We start from the raw sequence: 18,761 nt of genomic DNA, 5'->3' as shown, positions 1-18,761 counted from the left end.
TGATTTACAAATTAAAATCTTTCTTAATCTCCTTAATAGCATCCTTGACCTGCGATTTCACACTTTTGTAGGTTTCTTTAATGCTCTTTGTTTTTCCTTCGGCTTTTGCCCAAGCCTCAATCAAGACCAACTCTTCAAAAGCAATATGCATTCCCATTAAATCAAGAGTAGGTTTTATTTTGTGTGCATAAGCATACACTTGCTTGTGTGATTTCGACTTGATTCCAGCTTTGATTTCCAATAAATCTTTCGGAACTTCATTGACAAATAAAACCAATATTTGATTTACAAATTCAGTATCGTTATCGGATAGCGCGTATACTTTCGAAAGATTGTAGTGTAGTGCCATTATTTTACTTGTATTCTAAATAATTGTTGCCCTTCTAAATACCCTTCCAAAATATCATTGGGATGAACTGGTGCAACACCTTCTGGTGTACCTGTAAAAATAATATCACCTATTTTCAAAGTAAAAAACTGTGACACATAAGCGATTAACTCGTCTATTTTCCACAACATCAAACTCGAATTCCCTTTTTGAGCCACTTGGCCATTTTTAAGTAATTCAAAATTGACATCGTCTAAAGAAGTAAATTGTTCTTTAGAAACAAATTCACCTATTACCGCTGAACCATCAAAGGCTTTGGCTTTTTCCCAAGGCAATCCTTTGGCTTTCAATTGGTCTTGTACATCACGAGCAGTAAAATCAATCCCAACACTAATTTCGTCATAATATTTATGTGCAAATTTGGGTTCGATATACTTCCCTACTTTATTGATTTTTACCACTAATTCAATTTCGTGATGTACCTCATTTGAAAATTCCGGAAGCACAAACGGATGTTGTTTTAACACCACTGCCGAATCCGGTTTCATAAAAATCACTGGTTCCGAAGGGCGCTCGTTCTGCAATTCGGCTATATGATTGGTATAATTTCTACCGATACAAATTATTTTCATATCCTTTAAGTAATTAGTAAATAGTGAACAGTAATTAGCAAACATAGACTATTCACTAATTACTTTTCACCAATCACTCTATTTAGTATTTAATTTTCTCAATTTGATAGCAGTCAATACTTTTTTAGTATACAAAGGAAAATCAGCATTTTGAATCCAACTGAAATAACCTGGTTCTGTTTCCAATACCTTTTCTACTTTCGCTCCTTTGTGTTTTCCAAAAGTGAAAATTTCTTCACCATCCGAATCAAAAGCAATCATTCCTGCAAAATCGGCAATCTTTTTTCGAGTAGTAAATTCAGAAAGCGTTTTTATATCATTTTCCAATTCAGGATAACGATCCAATTGTGCTTTTAATATCTCGTAAGTTGCCATCGTGTCTGCTTCAGCAGAATGAGCATTGTCAAGACTTTTACCACAATAAAACTTGAGTGCTGCACTCAAGGTACGTTCTTCCATCTTATGAAAAACGGTTTGCACATCAACTGACACCCTGTTTTTCATATCAAAATCAACTCCAACACGCAACATTTCTTCGGCCAACAAAGGAATATCAAAACGATCTGAATTGTACCCTGCCAAATCACTATCTTTAATCATATTGTGAATTTGGCTGGCTAATTGCGCAAAGGTAGGCTCGTTAGCTACTTTAGCATCATCAATCCCGTGAACTGCTGTAGATTGTGGTGGAATTGGAATTGTAGGATTCACCAACCATGTTTTACTTTCTTTATTCCCATTCGGAAAGACTTTGAAAATTGAAATTTCTACAATTCTATCTTTTCCAATGTCAATTCCGGTGGTTTCTAAATCGAAAAAACAAATTGGTCTATTGAGTTTAAGTTCCATCTAATAATTTTATAAGTTTACAAATATATCAATTTGTGGCGAATGTATTTTAAAAAAGAAAACCCTTTCAAAGTCCTGCTCAGAAAGGGTTGTTTTATAATATGTTGTACTAATTAAATATCTGTATCTACATCAAAGGATTCTAAATAATCAGCAACACGTTTTACAAACATTCCGCCTAAAGCGCCATCCACTACTCGATGATCATAGCTATGAGTTAAAAACATTTTTTGGCGAATGCCAATAAAATCGCCTTCAGGAGTTTCAATTACCGCAGGCACTTTGCGAATTGCTCCTAAAGCTAAAATTCCTACTTCGGGTTGATTGATAATTGGCGTACCAAAAACACTACCAAAAGAACCTATATTAGTTACCGTATAGGTACCACCTTGTGTATCGTCTGGTTTTAATTTTCCGTTTTTAGCGCGATTACCTAAATCATTTACCGCTTTTGCCATACCTACCAAGTTCAACTGGTCTGCATTTTTAATCACAGGAACAATTAAATTCCCATTAGGCAAAGCCGTGGCCATTCCTAAATTGATATTTTTCTTTTTAATGATGAAATTTCCATCTACCGAAATATTCATTCCTGGAAAATCTTTCAAAGCCTTCGCCACTGCTTGCATAAAAATAGGTGTAAAAGTCAATTTCTCTCCTTCTCTCTTTTCGAAAGTCGATTTTACTTTATCTCTCCATTTTACAATATGAGTCACATCTACTTCTACGAAAGACTGCACGTGTGCCGAAGTTTGCAAGGAAGCTGTCATATACCCCGAAATCAACTTGCGCATTCTGTCCATCTCTACAATTTCATCTTCACCATTAACCGATACAGGTACCGCTTGCGTATTTGGAACGATGGTTGGAGTTGAAACAGACGAATTAGCAACTGGTGATTTTTGTCTTCCAGCTACATAGGATAAAATATCTTCTTTGGTCACTCGACCTTCTTTTCCAGAACCTTGAATACTTTCTAATTCGGCTACAGAAACACCTTCTTCTTTCGCAATATTTTTTACCAATGGAGAAAGGAATTTTTCTGTCCCTTTAAAATCTACCGCTGGAGTCACAATAGCTTGAGCTACTTCTACCGATTTTTCGATTTCAGCAACAGCCACAGGAATTGTCACGCTTTCTACAGGTGCAGGAGTAGACTCAGCAGTCGCATCGGTTTCAATAATGGCGATGGTTTGCCCTACTTGAACCAAATCATCTTTAGCAAATAATTGTTCTACCAAAACACCCGAAACTTCACTTGGCACTTCGCTATCTACTTTATCTGTAGCAATTTCAAGCACAGCATCATCAGCTTCAATTTTGTCACCAACTTGTTTTAACCAATTGGTAATTGTTGCCTCGGCCACACTTTCTCCCATTTTTGGAAGTTTCAATTCAAATCTTGCCATAATCTTAACGTAAAAGGTGATTTTGATTTTCTGATTGCAAAATTAGGAAATATTTTTAGTTTAAGATACGATTAAATCAAATAAACACACTTTTAAAAACAGTCGTTATTGTAGCGAACAACAAATCAAAAATCATTGTTTCATTTCAAAAGAGTATTTTTGCAAAAAAATTACACTTGTGAACTATTTATCAGTCGAAAATATCTCTAAATCTTTTGGAGAACGCACCCTTTTTGAAAACATTTCTTTTGGTATCAACAAAGACCAAAAAATTGCCTTCATTGCCAAAAACGGTTCTGGAAAAACCTGTATTATGAAAATAATCAATGGCGAAGACGAACCCGATTCTGGACAAGTAGTTGTTCGAAAAGAAATCAAAATGGCGTTTTTATCACAAGACCATAATTTGCAAGACGAATTGACCATTGAGGAAAGTATTTTTGCTTCGGATAACGAAATTTTGAAAGTAATTGAGCAATACGAAAAAGCCTTAGAACATCCAGAAGACGAAGAAGCCTACCAAAAAGCGTTTGATAAAATGGATCTATTTAACGCTTGGGATTTTGAAACCCAATACAAACAAATTCTTTTCAAACTAAAATTAGAAGACTTCAAACTGAAAGTAAAAAATCTTTCGGGAGGGCAGAAAAAGCGTTTATCATTAGCTATCATTCTAATTAATCGGCCCGATTTATTGATTCTAGACGAGCCAACCAACCATTTGGATTTAGAAATGATTGAATGGTTAGAAAGCTATTTTGCCAAAGAAAACATTACCTTATTTATGGTGACACACGACCGTTTCTTTTTAGAACGTGTTTGTAACGAAATTATTGAATTAGATAATGGAAAATTGTACCAATACAAAGGCAATTACTCCTATTATTTAGAAAAAAAAGAAGAACGTATTGCTTCTGAAAATGCCAGCGTAGACAAAGCCCAAAATCTATTTGTAAAAGAACTAGAATGGATGCGCCGTCAACCAAAAGCAAGAACTACCAAATCCAAATCACGCCAAGACGATTTTTATATCATCAAAGAAAAAGCCCAAAGCAGAAGACGTGAAAACAAGGTAGAGCTTGAAATCAATATGGAGCGCATGGGTAGTAAAATCATTGAACTGCATAAGATTTCTAAAAAATTCAAAGATCATGTCATTTTAGATAATTTTAGTTTTGATTTTCAACGTGGCGAACGTATCGGAATCATTGGTAAAAACGGAACTGGGAAATCCACTTTTCTAAATCTATTGACAGGCACTTTGCCTTTGGACAGTGGGAAAGTAATTAAAGGCGACACCATCAAAATAGGCTATTATACCCAAAGCGGTATTAATCCTAAACCAGGGCAAAAAGTAATTGACATCATCAAAGAATACGGCGAATACATTCCGCTAGCTAAAGGGAAAATTATTTCGGCAGGACAATTATTAGAACGCTTCCTTTTTGACCGTAAAAAACAGCACGATTACGTAGAAAAATTGAGTGGTGGCGAACTAAAACGTTTGTATTTATGTACCGTTTTAATTCAAAATCCGAACTTTTTGATTTTGGACGAACCTACCAACGACTTGGATATTGTTACTCTAAATGTCTTGGAAAATTTCCTTTTAAGCTATCCTGGTTGTTTGATGGTTGTGTCTCACGACAGATATTTTATGGATAAAATCGTAGACCATTTATTTGTTTTTAGAGGCAATGGTTTAATAGAGGATTTTCCGGGTAATTATTCTGATTTTAGAGCCTATGAAGACAGTGCTGATGTAGCTCAAAAAGAAGAAAACAAAGCCGAGAAGAAAGATTGGAAACAAAATAATCCAACTGGTAATTTGAGCTTTAACGAGCAAAAAGAATATCAAAAAATCGAGAAAGAAATTAAAGAGTTAGAAATTCAAAAAGCGGCTATCGAACAGTTATTTTCTGATGGAAAAGTTACTGATGATGCCATTGAGAAAAAAGCCAAAGAATTAGAAGAAATCATTCAAAAAATAGAAACAAAAGAAGAACGTTGGTTTGAACTTTCTGCCAAAATAGAATCGTAATAATCACAAAAAATGATATTCTGCATCCAGTCCTATTTACAATTCCTTTGGCTCTCCAAAAACGAACATGGAGTCCACTCCCCTTTTGTCTATAGCCTACTCACAAAATGTTTTTACAAAAAAGCAAGTCTAGCACATCACTCTTTTGATTTAAAATTAAGCCCAAAAAAAGAACGCTTATTGAATAAAATGTACCATTATTTCAAATTCAAAAATTGTGTTTTTTATACGCCAGAAATAGCTATCGACAACACAATCCTGGAAGCCGACTTAATCTATACAACTATTGATTCTGTAGAAAATATAGACCCTTTTATTGAATCTTTATTTTCAAAAACTCATAACGATACTTGTTTTATTTTCAACAATATCTACCGCAATCCAGTAACAGCATTAGCTTGGAAAAAAATCATCGGCCACCCTCGATTTACGGTAACAATTGACACCTATTTATTTGGAATTGCATTCATAAGAAGAGAACAGGAAAAAGAACATTTCACCATTCGGACTTAATCAATATTTTTTGTAACAAAATTCATTTTCACACTACTTATGGATTTATTCAAAAGTCTTTCGTACTTTTAAATCCTAATTCAACGAATTTTAATTCCAAAAAAAGCAATGGCAAAACCATTAATAAAAATAACGGATATCAAACGTGATTTTGTTCTAGGGAACGAAATAGTTTATGTCCTAAAAGGTATTAATTTAGAAATCAAAAAAGGAGAATATGTTGCATTAATGGGGCCTTCAGGCTCAGGAAAATCAACATTAATGAATATCTTAGGATGCTTGGACACTCCTACTTCTGGGACCTACATTTTGAACGGAAAAGATGTGAGCCAAATGAAAGACGATGAATTGGCCGAAATTCGCAACAAAGAAATCGGTTTTGTTTTTCAAACATTCAACCTTTTACCAAGAACTACCGCTTTAGACAACGTAGCTTTACCGATGATTTATGCAGGATATTCTAAATCTGAAAGAAATGAAAGAGCTACTGAAGTCTTGAAACAAGTGAATCTCGAAAACCGAATGGATCACCAACCCAACCAACTTTCGGGAGGACAACGCCAACGTGTAGCTGTAGCAAGAGCTTTGGTTAACAAGCCCTCAATCATTTTAGCCGATGAGCCAACCGGAAATTTAGATAGTAAAACATCGGTCGAAATTATGAAGCTGTTTGGCGACATTCACGCCAGTGGAAATACCGTTATATTAGTAACACACGAAGAAGAAATCGCTGCGTATGCTAATCGTGTTATTCGCTTGAGAGACGGATTGATTGAAAGTGACACCTCTAAATAAACTGCAATAATTCGATGAAGATATACACTAAAACAGGAGATGGAGGGATTACAGCTCTTTTTGGAGGAAAAAAAGTTCCAAAAGACCACGATAGAATTGAAAGCTACGGAACGGTTGACGAATTAAACTCCTACATTGGTTTAATTAGAGACCAAGACATTAATCCGCATTACAAAAACATTCTTATCGAAGTACAAGACCGACTATTTACTGTAGGTGCTATCTTAGCTACTCCACCAGAAAAAGAAGTGCTCAAAAATGGAGAACTACGTTTACAAAAATTGGGCATAATTGATTCGGATATTGAATTTTTAGAAAACGAAATTGACAGTATGCAAGAATCGCTTCCGCCAATGACTCATTTTATTTTGCCTGGCGGACATCCCACTGTGTCACATTGTCATATTGCAAGATGTATTTGCCGTAGAGCAGAGCGTCTTACAGTACATCTAAGCCATAACGAACCCGTTTCAGAAATTGCAATACGTTATTTAAACCGTCTTTCTGACTATCTTTTTGTATTGGCACGAAAGTTGTCTCAAGATTTAAACGCTGAGGAAATTCAATGGATTCCTAGAAAATAGAGATTTTTTATACCGCTATTTTTAAAAGGAAATGAAGACTCAAAAACAAACAAAAAAACGTTCTTAACTTTTACTAAAAATAAATCATTTTTTACTTGCCTTTTTCGGTAAAAAAATTATTTTTGCACTAAACTAAATCGAAAGAAAGATGTATTGGACATTAGAATTAGCATCGTATTTAAGTGATGCGCCGTGGCCTGCTAACAAAGACGAACTTATTGACTACGCTATTAGAGCTGGTGCTCCTTTAGAAGTAGTAGAAAACCTTCAATCAATTGAAGACGAAGGTGAGATATATGAATCAATGGAAGAAATTTGGCCAGATTATCCTACAGACGAAGATTACCTTTGGAACGAGGATGAATATTAAAAAATAAACCAAAGAAAAAGTCTCAAAAGAGGCTTTTTTTTTGGTTAAATTACACATTTACACAAAATACAGTAATACACATACAATTATGAGTTTCATAAATAGCATTATCAAAATCTTTGTTGGTGATAAATCACACAATGACGTAAAAGCATTACAACCTTACCTTACTAAAATCAAAGGATTTGAAAGTAGCTTAATGGCATTGTCTAATGACGAATTGAGAGCACGCACCGCTTTCTTCAAAGAAAAAATCAAACAAGATCGCGCTGAAAAAGACGCCAAAATAGCGGCTTTAAAATTAGAAGTGGAATCTATAGAAGACATCGACAAAAGAGAAGATATTTACCTCGCTATTGATGCTTTGGAAAAAGAGGCTTATGAGATTTCTGAAAAAACTTTGATGGAAATTTTACCGGAAGCTTTCGCAGTAGTAAAAGAAACAGCCAGACGTTTCAAAGAAAACACTCAAATTGAAGTGACTGCCACTCCAAAAGATAGAGAATTCTCTGCTACCAAATCCTACGTTACATTAGAGGGAGATAAAGCCATTTGGGCTAATTCATGGAATGCTGCTGGTAAACAGATAACTTGGGACATGATTCACTATGACGTTCAGTTAATTGGTGGAATGGTATTGCACGAAGGAAAAGTAGCCGAAATGCAAACTGGAGAAGGAAAAACCTTGGTAGCTACCCTACCTATTTACTTAAATGCCTTAACTGGAAATGGTGTGCATTTAGTAACCGTAAATGATTACTTGGCTAAACGTGACAGTACTTGGAAAGCACCTTTGTTTGAATTCCATGGTATGACAGTGGAGTGTATTGATAATTACCAACCAAGTTCTGAAGAAAGAAAAAGAGCCTATGACGCTGATATCACTTATGGAACCAATAATGAGTTTGGTTTTGACTACCTAAGAGATAATATGGCACATTCGCCAGAAGATTTAGTACAACGCAAACACAACTATGCCATTGTCGACGAGGTGGATTCGGTTTTGATTGATGATGCCAGAACACCGTTGATTATTTCTGGACCGGTTCCGCAAGGAGATCGTCACGAATTTAATGAGTTAAAACCAAAAATTGAAAACTTAGTTAATTTACAACGTCAATTAGCGAATGGTTTCTTGGCAGAAGCCAAAAAATTAATCAAAGAGGGTAACACCAAAGATGGTGGATTCCAATTGTTAAGAGCCTACAGAAGTTTACCAAAGAACAAAGCATTAATTAAATTCCTTTCGGAAGAAGGAGTAAAACAATTGCTGCAAAAAACCGAAAACCAATACATGCAAGACAACAAACGCGAAATGCATTTGGTGGACGAAGCCTTGTACTTTGTGATTGAAGAAAAAAACAACCAAGTAGAATTGACCGATAACGGAATCCAATTCTTATCTGGAGATACCGATGCTGATTTCTTCATATTACCAGACATTGGAACCGAGATTGCCGCTATTGAAAAACAAAAACTAGATGCTGATGCAGAAGCTGAAGCTAAAGAACGTTTGTTCCAAGATTTTGGAGTAAAAAGTGAGCGTATCCATACGCTAACCCAACTTTTAAAAGCCTACACTTTATTCGAAAAAGATGTAGAGTATGTGATTATGGATAACAAAATCCTGATTGTCGATGAGCAAACAGGACGTATTATGGATGGTCGTCGTTATTCTGACGGATTGCACCAAGCCATTGAAGCCAAAGAAAATGTAAAAATTGAAGCTGCAACACAAACCTTTGCTACAATTACGTTGCAAAACTACTTCAGAATGTACAACAAGCTGGGCGGAATGACCGGAACAGCCGTTACTGAAGCAGGAGAACTTTGGCAAATTTATAAATTAGACGTAGTCGAAATCCCGACCAATAGAGGAATTGCAAGAATTGACAAAGACGATTTGATTTACAAAACAACTCGTGAAAAATTCAATGCTGTTATCGAAGACGTAACCGAATTGTCCAACGCAGGAAGACCCGTTCTTATTGGAACCACCTCGGTTGAAATCTCGGAATTATTAAGCCGAATGTTGAAAATGAGAGGCATCACGCACAATGTGTTGAATGCCAAAATGCACAAACAAGAGGCACAAATTGTAGAAGAAGCTGGAAAAGCGGGAGTCGTTACTATTGCTACTAATATGGCAGGTCGTGGTACCGATATCAAATTAACTCCCGAAGTAAAAGCAGCTGGAGGTTTAGCAATTATTGGTACTGAACGTCACGATTCACGTCGTGTTGACCGTCAGTTACGAGGTCGTGCTGGACGTCAAGGAGACCCTGGAAGTTCTCAATTCTACGTTTCGTTAGAAGACAACTTGATGCGTTTGTTTGGTTCAGAAAGAGTAGCCAAAGTTATGGACAGAATGGGATTACAAGAAGGAGAAGTAATTCAACATTCCATGATGACCAAATCTATTGAACGTGCACAGAAAAAAGTAGAAGAAAACAACTTTGGAGTGCGTAAACGTTTGTTAGAATATGATGATGTAATGAACGCACAACGTGAAGTGGTGTACAAACGTCGCCGTCATGCTTTGTTTGGAGAGCGTCTAAAATTAGATATTGCAAACATGTTGTACGATACCTGTGAGTTGATTGTATCGAATAATAAAGGAATGAACGATTTCAAAAACTTTGAATTCGAATTAATTCGTTATTTCTCGATCACTTCACCAGTAACCGAAGGCGAGTTTGCAAAATTATCCGAAATGGAATTGACGGGTAAAATCTACAAAGCGACTTTAGAATTCTATACCGAAAAAACAGAACGAAGTGCTAGAGAAGCCTTTCCTATCATTAAAGGAGTTTATGAAGACCAAAACAATCATTTTGAGCGTATCGTAGTGCCATTTACTGACGGAATCAAAACATTGAATGTAGTGACTGACTTAAAGAAAGCCTACGAAACCCAAGGAGCGCAATTAGTGGCCGATTTTGAAAAGAACATCACTTTATCTATTGTGGATGAAGCTTGGAAAAAACACTTGCGTAAAATGGACGAATTGAAACAATCGGTACAATTGGCCGTTCACGAACAAAAAGATCCGTTGCTAATTTACAAATTAGAAGCCTTCAACTTGTTCAGAGCCATGCTTGACAATGTGAATAAAGACGTGATTTCGTTTTTATTCAAAGGCGATTTACCGGCACAACAAAATGCGCCTAAGATTGAAGAAGCAAAACAGGTTCGTCAAAAAGAAAACTATAAATTAAGCAAAGACGAATTGCCAAACAGTGAAAACCTAAACCACGAAGCAAGTCAAACACAACAACGTCAAGTAACCGAAACCATCGTGAGAGACATGCCTAAAATCAATCGTAACGATACCGTAACGATTCAGGAAGTAGCTACTGGAAAAACAGAAACCATGAAGTACAAAAAAGCCGAAAGCTTAGTCTCTTCAGGTCAATGGGTCATTGTGAATGACTAATAGTTACACTAGGCTATAAAATACTGGGTGTCTAAAAAGTTCTTATTTGTCATTCCGAATTTATTTCGGAATCTATAAATAACTTTTTAGACACTCTTTTTTTTGTGTGTTATTTTGGCAGCACCCATTGTACTCCCTGAACAAGACTTGTCCCGCTATCCGCTCTATCTTTTGAGGCTTCCAGCCTTTAAAAGGCTGGAAGCCTCAAAAGGATGCCGCTACTATCGGGGCTAGAATACACTTCTATTCCCCAATCAAAATTTGTATTTTAAACAAATTTTCCTACATTTGAAAAAACCCTATAACTTCATTCTACCCAAATCGTTTTTCCTTACAAGTACACAGATAAATAGAAAAATATACAACTTATTACAACAACTCAAAATAAAAACAAAAATGAAATGCAAAAATATTCAGTAAACCAACATTTAATTGAGACAATTTTAGCTTGGGTAAATTCTGGTGAAATCGCAATTCCAGAAATACAAAGACCTTTTGTTTGGGACAGTTCAAAAGTTCGTGACTTAATGGACAGTTTGTATCAAGGTTACCCAATCGGATACGTAATCGCTTGGAGAAACCCTAATGTAAAACTAAAAGACGGAAGTTTAAGTGAAGGCAAAAAAGTTTTGATTGACGGACAGCAACGGGTAACGGCTTTAACTGCTGCAATTCTTGGACAATACGTCATCAACAAAAATTATCAACGTGTAAAAATCAAAATAGCCTTTAACCCAATCGAAGAAAGATTTGAAGTTCAAAACCCTGCGATTTTAAAAGACAAAGTTTGGCTACACGACATTACAGATGCTTTTTCGGGAAAAATAAGTTTGCTAAAATTAGTGCGAGATTATTTAGCTCTAAATCCCGATATAGACGAAGATTTAATTGAAAATTCATTTTCAAGATTGATCAGTATCGTAAAAAAACCAATCGGTATGATTGAGCTTGCCCCTGAATTGGACATTGAAACTGTGACAGAAATATTTATAAGAATAAACTCAAAAGGTGTAGTTTTAAGTCAGGCAGATTTCGCAATGAGTAAGATTGCTTCCGATACAGAAAATGGTGGAAATGAACTCCGAAAAGCCATTGATTATTTTTGTCATTTAGCAATAGCCCCAGATTTTTACAAACAAATTGTAGATAATGATACAGATTTTGCAAAAACAGATTTTTTTCAAAAAATGATGTGGCTCAAAACAGAAAATGAAGATTTATACGACCCAAGTTACAACGATTTAATTCGAGTTGCATTTACATCACAATTTAACAGAGGACGACTTTCTGATTTGGTAAGTTTACTTTCAGGAAGAAATTTTGAAACAAGAAGCTATGAAAGAGAAATTTCCGAAAAATCATTTTTGAGATTGAAAACAGGCGTTTACAACTTTATAAACGAAACGAATTTCAAAAGGTTTTTAATGATTGTAAAATCCGCAGGATTTATTTCCCCAAAACTTATACGTTCTCAAAACGCATTAAATTTTGCATATATCGTTTACTTAAAGCTTAAAGAACTCGGCGTAAATTCTGTCGTTATTGAAAGTTATGTAAGAAAGTGGCTAGTATATTCTATTTTAACTGGACGATATTCTGGTTCACCTGAAAGTATGTTTGATTATGACATCAAACAAATTTCTCAAAAACCATTTAATGAATATTTAAAAGAAAAAGAAGATGGAGAACTTTCTGATGCATTTTGGAATGCATCATTACCTCAAAGCTTAGATACTTCTGTTGCAAGTAGTCCATATTTCCACGTATTTTTAGCTTCACAAGTAAAAGCAAACGATAGGGGATTTTTATCAAAAGATGTTTTGGTAAGTGACTTAATCTCATTACGTGGTGACATTCATCATTTGTTCCCAAAAGATTATTTAAGTAAAAATGGACTTGACAGAAGCAAATACAATCAAATTGCAAACTATGTCTATATGCAATCAGAAGTAAATATTAAAGTTGGAAACAAACCTCCAAAAGACTATTTTGAGCTTATCAAAACTCAAATACTTGATAATAATAAATTAGTAAGTGGACTTTCGAGCGAACAAGAACTTTTGGACAATTTAAAAATGAATTGTGTACCTACAAAAATTATGGATATGAGCATCGATGACTATCAAGACTTTTTAAATTTAAGAAGGAAATTAATGGCTCAAAAAATTAAAGAATACTACAAAACATTATAATACAAAAAGCTGAACACATAAACGATAAACGCAGTTTGAAAAATGGCCGTTCGTTACCTCGCTACCACACAAATCCATTCTCGTGGTATTGAACTCGTTTTATTTAGTTTCCAGCTATAATCTCATCCCTACGGGACTTTCTCTATATCATTCATTGATATTTTACCAAAATTCAACTCCTAGCGGAGTAAATTAAAAATTAAAAGAGGATTACTAAATAGTAATCCTCTTTTCAATCCCGTAGATTTGAGATTAAGAGGAGGAAGCCCAGTGGGCTTGAGGTACAAAACAAAAAACCCTTCATCAATGATGAAGGGTTTTCAAAAGAAAGGCGACGACATACTCTCCCACATAACTGCAGTACCATCTGCGCAGGCGGGCTTAACTTCTCTGTTCGGGATGGGAAGAGGTGAGCCCCGCCGCAATAACCACCTTAAGGTTTTTGTTGGCGGTTGTTGGTTTTTGGTTGTTGGTGTTGCCATCAACTACCAACCATCAACTATCAACTGCAGCTTCGCTGCAAATATCTTAACATACTGAGATAAAGAAAAAAATTAAGAAAGTTTCTCTCTGCCCCTTGCGGGGCAGGAAAAGCGTACATAAGCTTACGGGTTATTAGTACTACTCGACTATGACATTACTGCCTTTACATCTATAGCCTATCAACGTGGTCATCTTCCACGACCCTTAAAAGAAATCTCATCTTGTGGTGGGTTTCGCGCTTATATGCTTTCAGCGCTTATCCCTTCCAAACGTAGCTACTCTGCAGTGCCCCTGGCGGGACAACAGATACACTAGAGGTTTGTCCAATTCGGTCCTCTCGTACTAGAATCAGATCCACTCAAATTTCTAACGCCCACAGTAGATAGAGACCGAACTGTCTCACGACGTTCTGAACCCAGCTCGCGTGCCACTTTAATGGGCGAACAGCCCAACCCTTGGGACCTTCTCCAGCCCCAGGATGTGACGAGCCGACATCGAGGTGCCAAACCCCCCCGTCGATATGAGCTCTTGGGGGAGATCAGCCTGTTATCCCCGGCGTACCTTTTATCCTTTGAGCGATGGCCCTTCCATGCGGAACCACCGGATCACTATGCTCTACTTTCGTACCTGATCGACCTGTATGTCTCTCAGTCAAGCTCCCTTATGCCATTGCACTCTACGCACGGTTACCAAGCGTACTGAGGGAACCTTTAGAAGCCTCCGTTACTCTTTTGGAGGCGACCACCCCAGTCAAACTACCCACCAAGCAATGTCCCCCGCTTAAGCGGGGTTAGGCCTCAGATAAACAAAGGGTTGTATTTCAACAATGACTCCACAACGCCTGGCGACGCCACTTCACAGTCTCCAACCTATCCTACACATCATTTATCCAAGGTCAATACTAAGCTATAGTAAAGGTGCACAGGGTCTTTTCGTCCCACTGCGGGTAAACGGCATCTTCACCGTTACTACAATTTCACCGAGCTCATGGCTGAGACAGTGTCCAGATCGTTACACCATTCGTGCAGGTCGGAACTTACCCGACAAGGAATTTCGCTACCTTAGGACCGTTATAGTTACGGCCGCCGTTTACTGGGGCTTCAATTCAATGCTTCTCGCAAGGATAACATCTCCTCTTAACCTTCCAGCACCGGGCAGGTGTCAGGCCCTATACTTCATCTTACGATTTTGCAGAGCCCTGTGTTTTTGATAAACAGTCGCCTGGACCTCTTCACTGCGGCCAGCTTGCGCTGGCGACCTTTCTCCCGAAGTTACAGGTCTATTTTGCCTAATTCCTTAGCCATGAATCTCTCGAGCACCTTAGGATTCTCTCCTCGACTACCTGTGTCGGTTTACGGTACGGGTACTTATTACCTGAAGTTTAGAGGTTTTTCTTGGAAGCCCTTAGGCGTACTATCTCTTTGACCGAAGTCTCCGAGTACTATCGTATTTCCCCAAAAAGCGTGGATTTGCCTGCGCTTCTTATAGGTAGGTACTTCAACGAACTATTCCGTCAGTTCGCGACGCTTTCATCACTCCGTCACCCCATCACAGTAATAAGTAGTACGGGAATATTAACCCGTTGGCCATCGACTGTCCCTTTCGGGTTCGCCTTAGGTCCCGACTAACCCACAGCTGATTAGCATAGCTGTGGAAACCTTAGTCTTTCGGTGGCGGTGTTTCTCGCACCGCTTATCGTTACTTATGCCTACATTTTCTTTTCCAGCCAGTCCAGCATACCTTACGATACACCTTCAACCCTGCTGGAATGCTCCCCTACCACTTGTATATAATACAAATCCATAGCTTCGGTAGTATGCTTATGCCCGATTATTATCCATGCTCGTCCGCTCGACTAGTGAGCTGTTACGCACTCTTTAAATGAATGGCTGCTTCCAAGCCAACATCCTAGCTGTCTGGGCAGACAAACCTCGTTCTTTCAACTTAGCATACATTTGGGGACCTTAGCTGATGGTCTGGGTTCTTTCCCTCTCGGACTTGGACCTTAGCACCCAAGCCCTCACTGCTGGTAAACATTATATAGCATTCGGAGTTTGTCAGGAATTGGTAGGCGGTGAAGCCCCCGCATCCAATCAGTAGCTCTACCTCTATATAACTTAAATCCAGCGCTGCACCTAAATGCATTTCGGGGAGTACGAGCTATTTCCGAGTTTGATTGGCCTTTCACCCCTACCCACAGGTCATCCGAAGACTTTTCAACGTCAACCGGTTCGGTCCTCCACTGTGTGTTACCACAGCTTCAACCTGCCCATGGGTAGATCACACGGTTTCGCGTCTAACACTACTGACTAAAGCGCCCTATTCAGACTCGCTTTCGCTACGGATCCATGGCTTAACCACTTATCCTTGCCAGCAACGTTAACTCGTAGGCTCATTATGCAAAAGGCACGCCGTCACCCCACGAAAGGGCTCCGACCGCTTGTAAGCGTATGGTTTCAGGATCTATTTCACTCCGTTATTCACGGTTCTTTTCACCTTTCCCTCACGGTACTGGTTCACTATCGGTCTCTCAGGAGTATTTAGCCTTAGCGGATGGTCCCGCCAAATTCAGACAGGGTTTCACGTGCCCCGCCCTACTCAGGATACCACTATCCTTTACACTTGTTACCTATACGAGACTATCACTCTCTAGGGTCCTACTTTCCAGTAGATTCTAGTTCCTTGTGCAAGAAATGTCGTGGTCCTACAACCCCAAAATTGCCGTAACAACTCTGGTTTGGGCTAATCCGCGTTCGCTCGCCACTACTTACGGAATCACTTTTGTTTTCTTCTCCTCCGCCTACTTAGATGTTTCAGTTCAGCGGGTTTGCCCACCTATCGGTGTACTATGTCTTCAACATAGTGGGTTGCCCCATTCAGGTATTTACGGATCAATTCGTGTGTGCCAATCCCCGTAACTTTTCGCAGCTTATCACGCCTTTCTTCGCCTCTGAGAGCCTAGGCATCCCCCATACGCCCTTATTTTGCTTATTGTACCAACCTATTAATTAAAATAGGCCGTTTCTTTTACTTGCCTAATGATAAACAAGTAAAAATGTTTTCTACTTTATTATTTTCTTATCTCAATATGTCAATGAACTTTTTTCTTAGTAATTAGTTACTAGTAATTAGTGATTAGCACAAGGCTAATTACTATTTACTCTTTACTATTCACCAGAATAGTGGAGAATATCGGAGTCGAACCGATGACCTCCTGCGTGCAAGGCAGGCGCTCTAGCCAGCTGAGCTAATCCCCCGTCTTTTAGTTGGCAGTTAACAGTTATCAGTTAACAGTACTTCAAACGGTTACTCAACCTCTAAAATTTCCTTAAGTCTAAAAAAGTAGTCCCGGGCAGACTCGAACTGCCGACCCCTACATTATCAGTGTAGTACTCTAACCAGCTGAGCTACGAGACTCTGTTTTGTTCTTAATTGTATTATTTGAACCAACAGCAAGAGTAATATTATCAAACTATTCTTAACTCTAAATAGTACGTTTTTTTCTTAATCGTGTTGCCTAAGCAACTAACAATTAAGCTCTAGAAAGGAGGTGTTCCAGCCGCACCTTCCGGTACGGCTACCTTGTTACGACTTAGCCCTAGTTACTAGTTTTACCCTAGGCAGCTCCTTGCGGTCACCGACTTCAGGCACCCCCAGCTTCCATGGCTTGACGGGCGGTGTGTACAAGGCCCGGGAACGTATTCACCGGATCATGGCTGATATCCGATTACTAGCGATTCCAGCTTCACGGAGTCGAGTTGCAGACTCCGATCCGAACTGTGACCGGCTTTATAGATTCGCTCCTACTCGCGTAGTGGCTGCTCTCTGTACCGGCCATTGTAGCACGTGTGTAGCCCAAGGCGTAAGGGCCGTGATGATTTGACGTCATCCCCACCTTCCTCACAGTTTACACTGGCAGTCTTGTTAGAGTTCCCGACATCACTCGCTGGCAACTAACAACAGGGGTTGCGCTCGTTATAGGACTTAACCTGACACCTCACGGCACGAGCTGACGACAACCATGCAGCACCTTGTAAATTGTCCGAAGAAAAATCTGTTTCCAAATCTGTCAATCTACATTTAAGCCTTGGTAAGGTTCCTCGCGTATCATCGAATTAAACCACATGCTCCACCGCTTGTGCGGGCCCCCGTCAATTCCTTTGAGTTTCATTCTTGCGAACGTACTCCCCAGGTGGGATACTTATCACTTTCGCTTAGCCACTGAAGTTGCCCCCAACAGCTAGTATCCATCGTTTACGGCGTGGACTACCAGGGTATCTAATCCTGTTCGCTCCCCACGCTTTCGTCCATCAGCGTCAATCCATTAGTAGTAACCTGCCTTCGCAATTGGTATTCCATGTAATCTCTAAGCATTTCACCGCTACACTACATATTCTAGTTACTTCCTAATAATTCAAGCTCTACAGTATCAATGGCCGTTCCATCGTTGAGCGATGGGCTTTCACCACTGACTTATAAAGCCGCCTACGGACCCTTTAAACCCAATGATTCCGGATAACGCTTGGATCCTCCGTATTACCGCGGCTGCTGGCACGGAGTTAGCCGATCCTTATTCTTACAGTACCGTCAAGCTCCCTCACGAGGGAGTGTTTCTTCCTGTACAAAAGCAGTTTACAATCCATAGGACCGTCTTCCTGCACGCGGCATGGCTGGATCAGGCTTGCGCCCATTGTCCAATATTCCTCACTGCTGCCTCCCGTAGGAGTCTGGTCCGTGTCTCAGTACCAGTGTGGGGGATCTCCCTCTCAGGACCCCTACCCATCGTCGCCATGGTAAGCCGTTACCTTACCATCTAGCTAATGGGACGCATGCTCATCTTTTACCGTTGGAACTTTAATGTTAAAATGATGCCACTTTAACATACTATGGGGTATTAATCCAAATTTCTCTGGGCTATCCCCCTGTAAAAGGTAGATTGCATACGCGTTACGCACCCGTGCGCCGGTCTCTAGTTCCGAAGAACTATACCCCTCGACTTGCATGTGTTAAGCCTGCCGCTAGCGTTCATCCTGAGCCAGGATCAAACTCTTCATCGTATATTATTTATATTATAATTAACGACTATCTAGCATTTTTTAGAATCTCTCGAATCTATTACTCTTTATTGT

Annotated in this window: 11 protein-coding genes, 2 tRNA genes and 3 rRNA genes; 7 read left to right on the top strand and 9 right to left on the bottom strand. The window is 38.7% G+C overall.

All coding sequences use genetic code 11. The features are described from left to right. Positions 1 to 4: 4 nt before the first annotated feature. The 4 genes from MG292_RS07155 to MG292_RS07140 form a co-directional block, all read right to left on the bottom strand. The gene (locus tag MG292_RS07155) at positions 5 to 349 is read right to left on the bottom strand and encodes an Hpt domain-containing protein (RefSeq protein WP_264533405.1); all 345 of its coding nucleotides are present in this window, start codon (positions 347 to 349) and stop codon (positions 5 to 7) included. Further along, positions 349 to 960, bottom strand: coding sequence for a fumarylacetoacetate hydrolase family protein (locus tag MG292_RS07150; RefSeq protein WP_264533406.1), 612 nt, complete (start codon positions 958 to 960; stop codon positions 349 to 351). Before MG292_RS07150 ends, MG292_RS07155 begins: the two co-directional genes overlap by 1 nt. Positions 961 to 1,038: 78 nt before the next feature. Next, entirely contained in the window at positions 1,039 to 1,809 is a 771-nt protein-coding gene (locus tag MG292_RS07145; RefSeq protein WP_264533407.1) for a 3'-5' exonuclease, read from the bottom strand. A 113-nt stretch (positions 1,810 to 1,922) separates the two neighbouring features. Next, positions 1,923 to 3,218: a dihydrolipoamide acetyltransferase family protein gene (locus MG292_RS07140; protein ID WP_264533408.1), complete on the bottom strand. Its 1,296-nt coding sequence runs from the start codon at positions 3,216 to 3,218 to the stop codon at positions 1,923 to 1,925. A 178-nt stretch (positions 3,219 to 3,396) separates the two neighbouring features. Between MG292_RS07140 and MG292_RS07135 the strand changes: the two genes are divergently transcribed. From MG292_RS07135 to MG292_RS07105, 7 genes are all read left to right on the top strand, one after another. Next, complete coding sequence (locus MG292_RS07135; protein ID WP_264533409.1) at positions 3,397 to 5,259, top strand: ABC-F family ATP-binding cassette domain-containing protein; 1,863 nt, start codon at positions 3,397 to 3,399, stop codon at positions 5,257 to 5,259. Positions 5,260 to 5,271: 12 nt separating this feature from the next. Then, on the top strand, positions 5,272 to 5,772 hold the full coding sequence (locus MG292_RS07130) for a hypothetical protein (RefSeq protein ID WP_264533410.1): 501 nt from the start codon (positions 5,272 to 5,274) through the stop codon (positions 5,770 to 5,772). Between the two features lie 108 nt (positions 5,773 to 5,880). Further along, positions 5,881 to 6,567: an ABC transporter ATP-binding protein gene (locus MG292_RS07125; protein ID WP_264533411.1), complete on the top strand. Its 687-nt coding sequence runs from the start codon at positions 5,881 to 5,883 to the stop codon at positions 6,565 to 6,567. A 14-nt stretch (positions 6,568 to 6,581) separates the two neighbouring features. Continuing rightward, entirely contained in the window at positions 6,582 to 7,151 is a 570-nt protein-coding gene (locus MG292_RS07120) for a cob(I)yrinic acid a,c-diamide adenosyltransferase (protein WP_264533412.1), read from the top strand. A gap of 148 nt (positions 7,152 to 7,299) precedes the next feature. Continuing rightward, positions 7,300 to 7,521, top strand: a complete 222-nt coding sequence (locus tag MG292_RS07115) for a DUF2795 domain-containing protein (RefSeq protein WP_007138072.1) — start codon at positions 7,300 to 7,302, stop codon at positions 7,519 to 7,521. Between the two features lie 88 nt (positions 7,522 to 7,609). After that, on the top strand, positions 7,610 to 10,957 hold the full coding sequence (gene secA, locus MG292_RS07110) for a preprotein translocase subunit SecA (protein WP_264533413.1): 3,348 nt from the start codon (positions 7,610 to 7,612) through the stop codon (positions 10,955 to 10,957). Positions 10,958 to 11,358: 401 nt separating this feature from the next. After that, on the top strand, positions 11,359 to 13,149 hold the full coding sequence (locus MG292_RS07105) for a GmrSD restriction endonuclease domain-containing protein (RefSeq protein ID WP_264533414.1): 1,791 nt from the start codon (positions 11,359 to 11,361) through the stop codon (positions 13,147 to 13,149). A gap of 326 nt (positions 13,150 to 13,475) precedes the next feature. Here MG292_RS07105 and rrf read toward each other — a convergent pair. The 5 genes from rrf to MG292_RS07080 all read right to left on the bottom strand — a co-directional run bounded on the left by rrf (position 13,476) and on the right by MG292_RS07080 (position 18,689). Continuing rightward, positions 13,476 to 13,585, bottom strand: a 5S ribosomal RNA gene (gene rrf / locus MG292_RS07100). Between the two features lie 159 nt (positions 13,586 to 13,744). Beyond that, a 23S ribosomal RNA gene (locus MG292_RS07095) occupies positions 13,745 to 16,626 on the bottom strand. Between the two features lie 189 nt (positions 16,627 to 16,815). Next, positions 16,816 to 16,889, bottom strand: a tRNA-Ala gene (locus MG292_RS07090). An 86-nt stretch (positions 16,890 to 16,975) separates the two neighbouring features. Next, a tRNA-Ile gene (locus tag MG292_RS07085) sits at positions 16,976 to 17,049 on the bottom strand. A gap of 126 nt (positions 17,050 to 17,175) precedes the next feature. Then, positions 17,176 to 18,689 (bottom strand): 16S ribosomal RNA (locus MG292_RS07080). The 16S, 23S and 5S rRNA genes sit together here with 2 tRNA genes alongside, the layout of an rRNA operon. Between the last annotated feature and the right edge of the window lie 72 nt (positions 18,690 to 18,761).

Origin of the sequence: Flavobacterium keumense, assembly GCF_029866485.1 — a bacterium.
GTDB lineage: Bacteria > Bacteroidota > Bacteroidia > Flavobacteriales > Flavobacteriaceae > Flavobacterium > Flavobacterium keumense.
The sequence above is the reverse complement of the archived record's forward strand: the minus strand, read 5'-3'. Positions and strand labels throughout refer to the sequence as shown.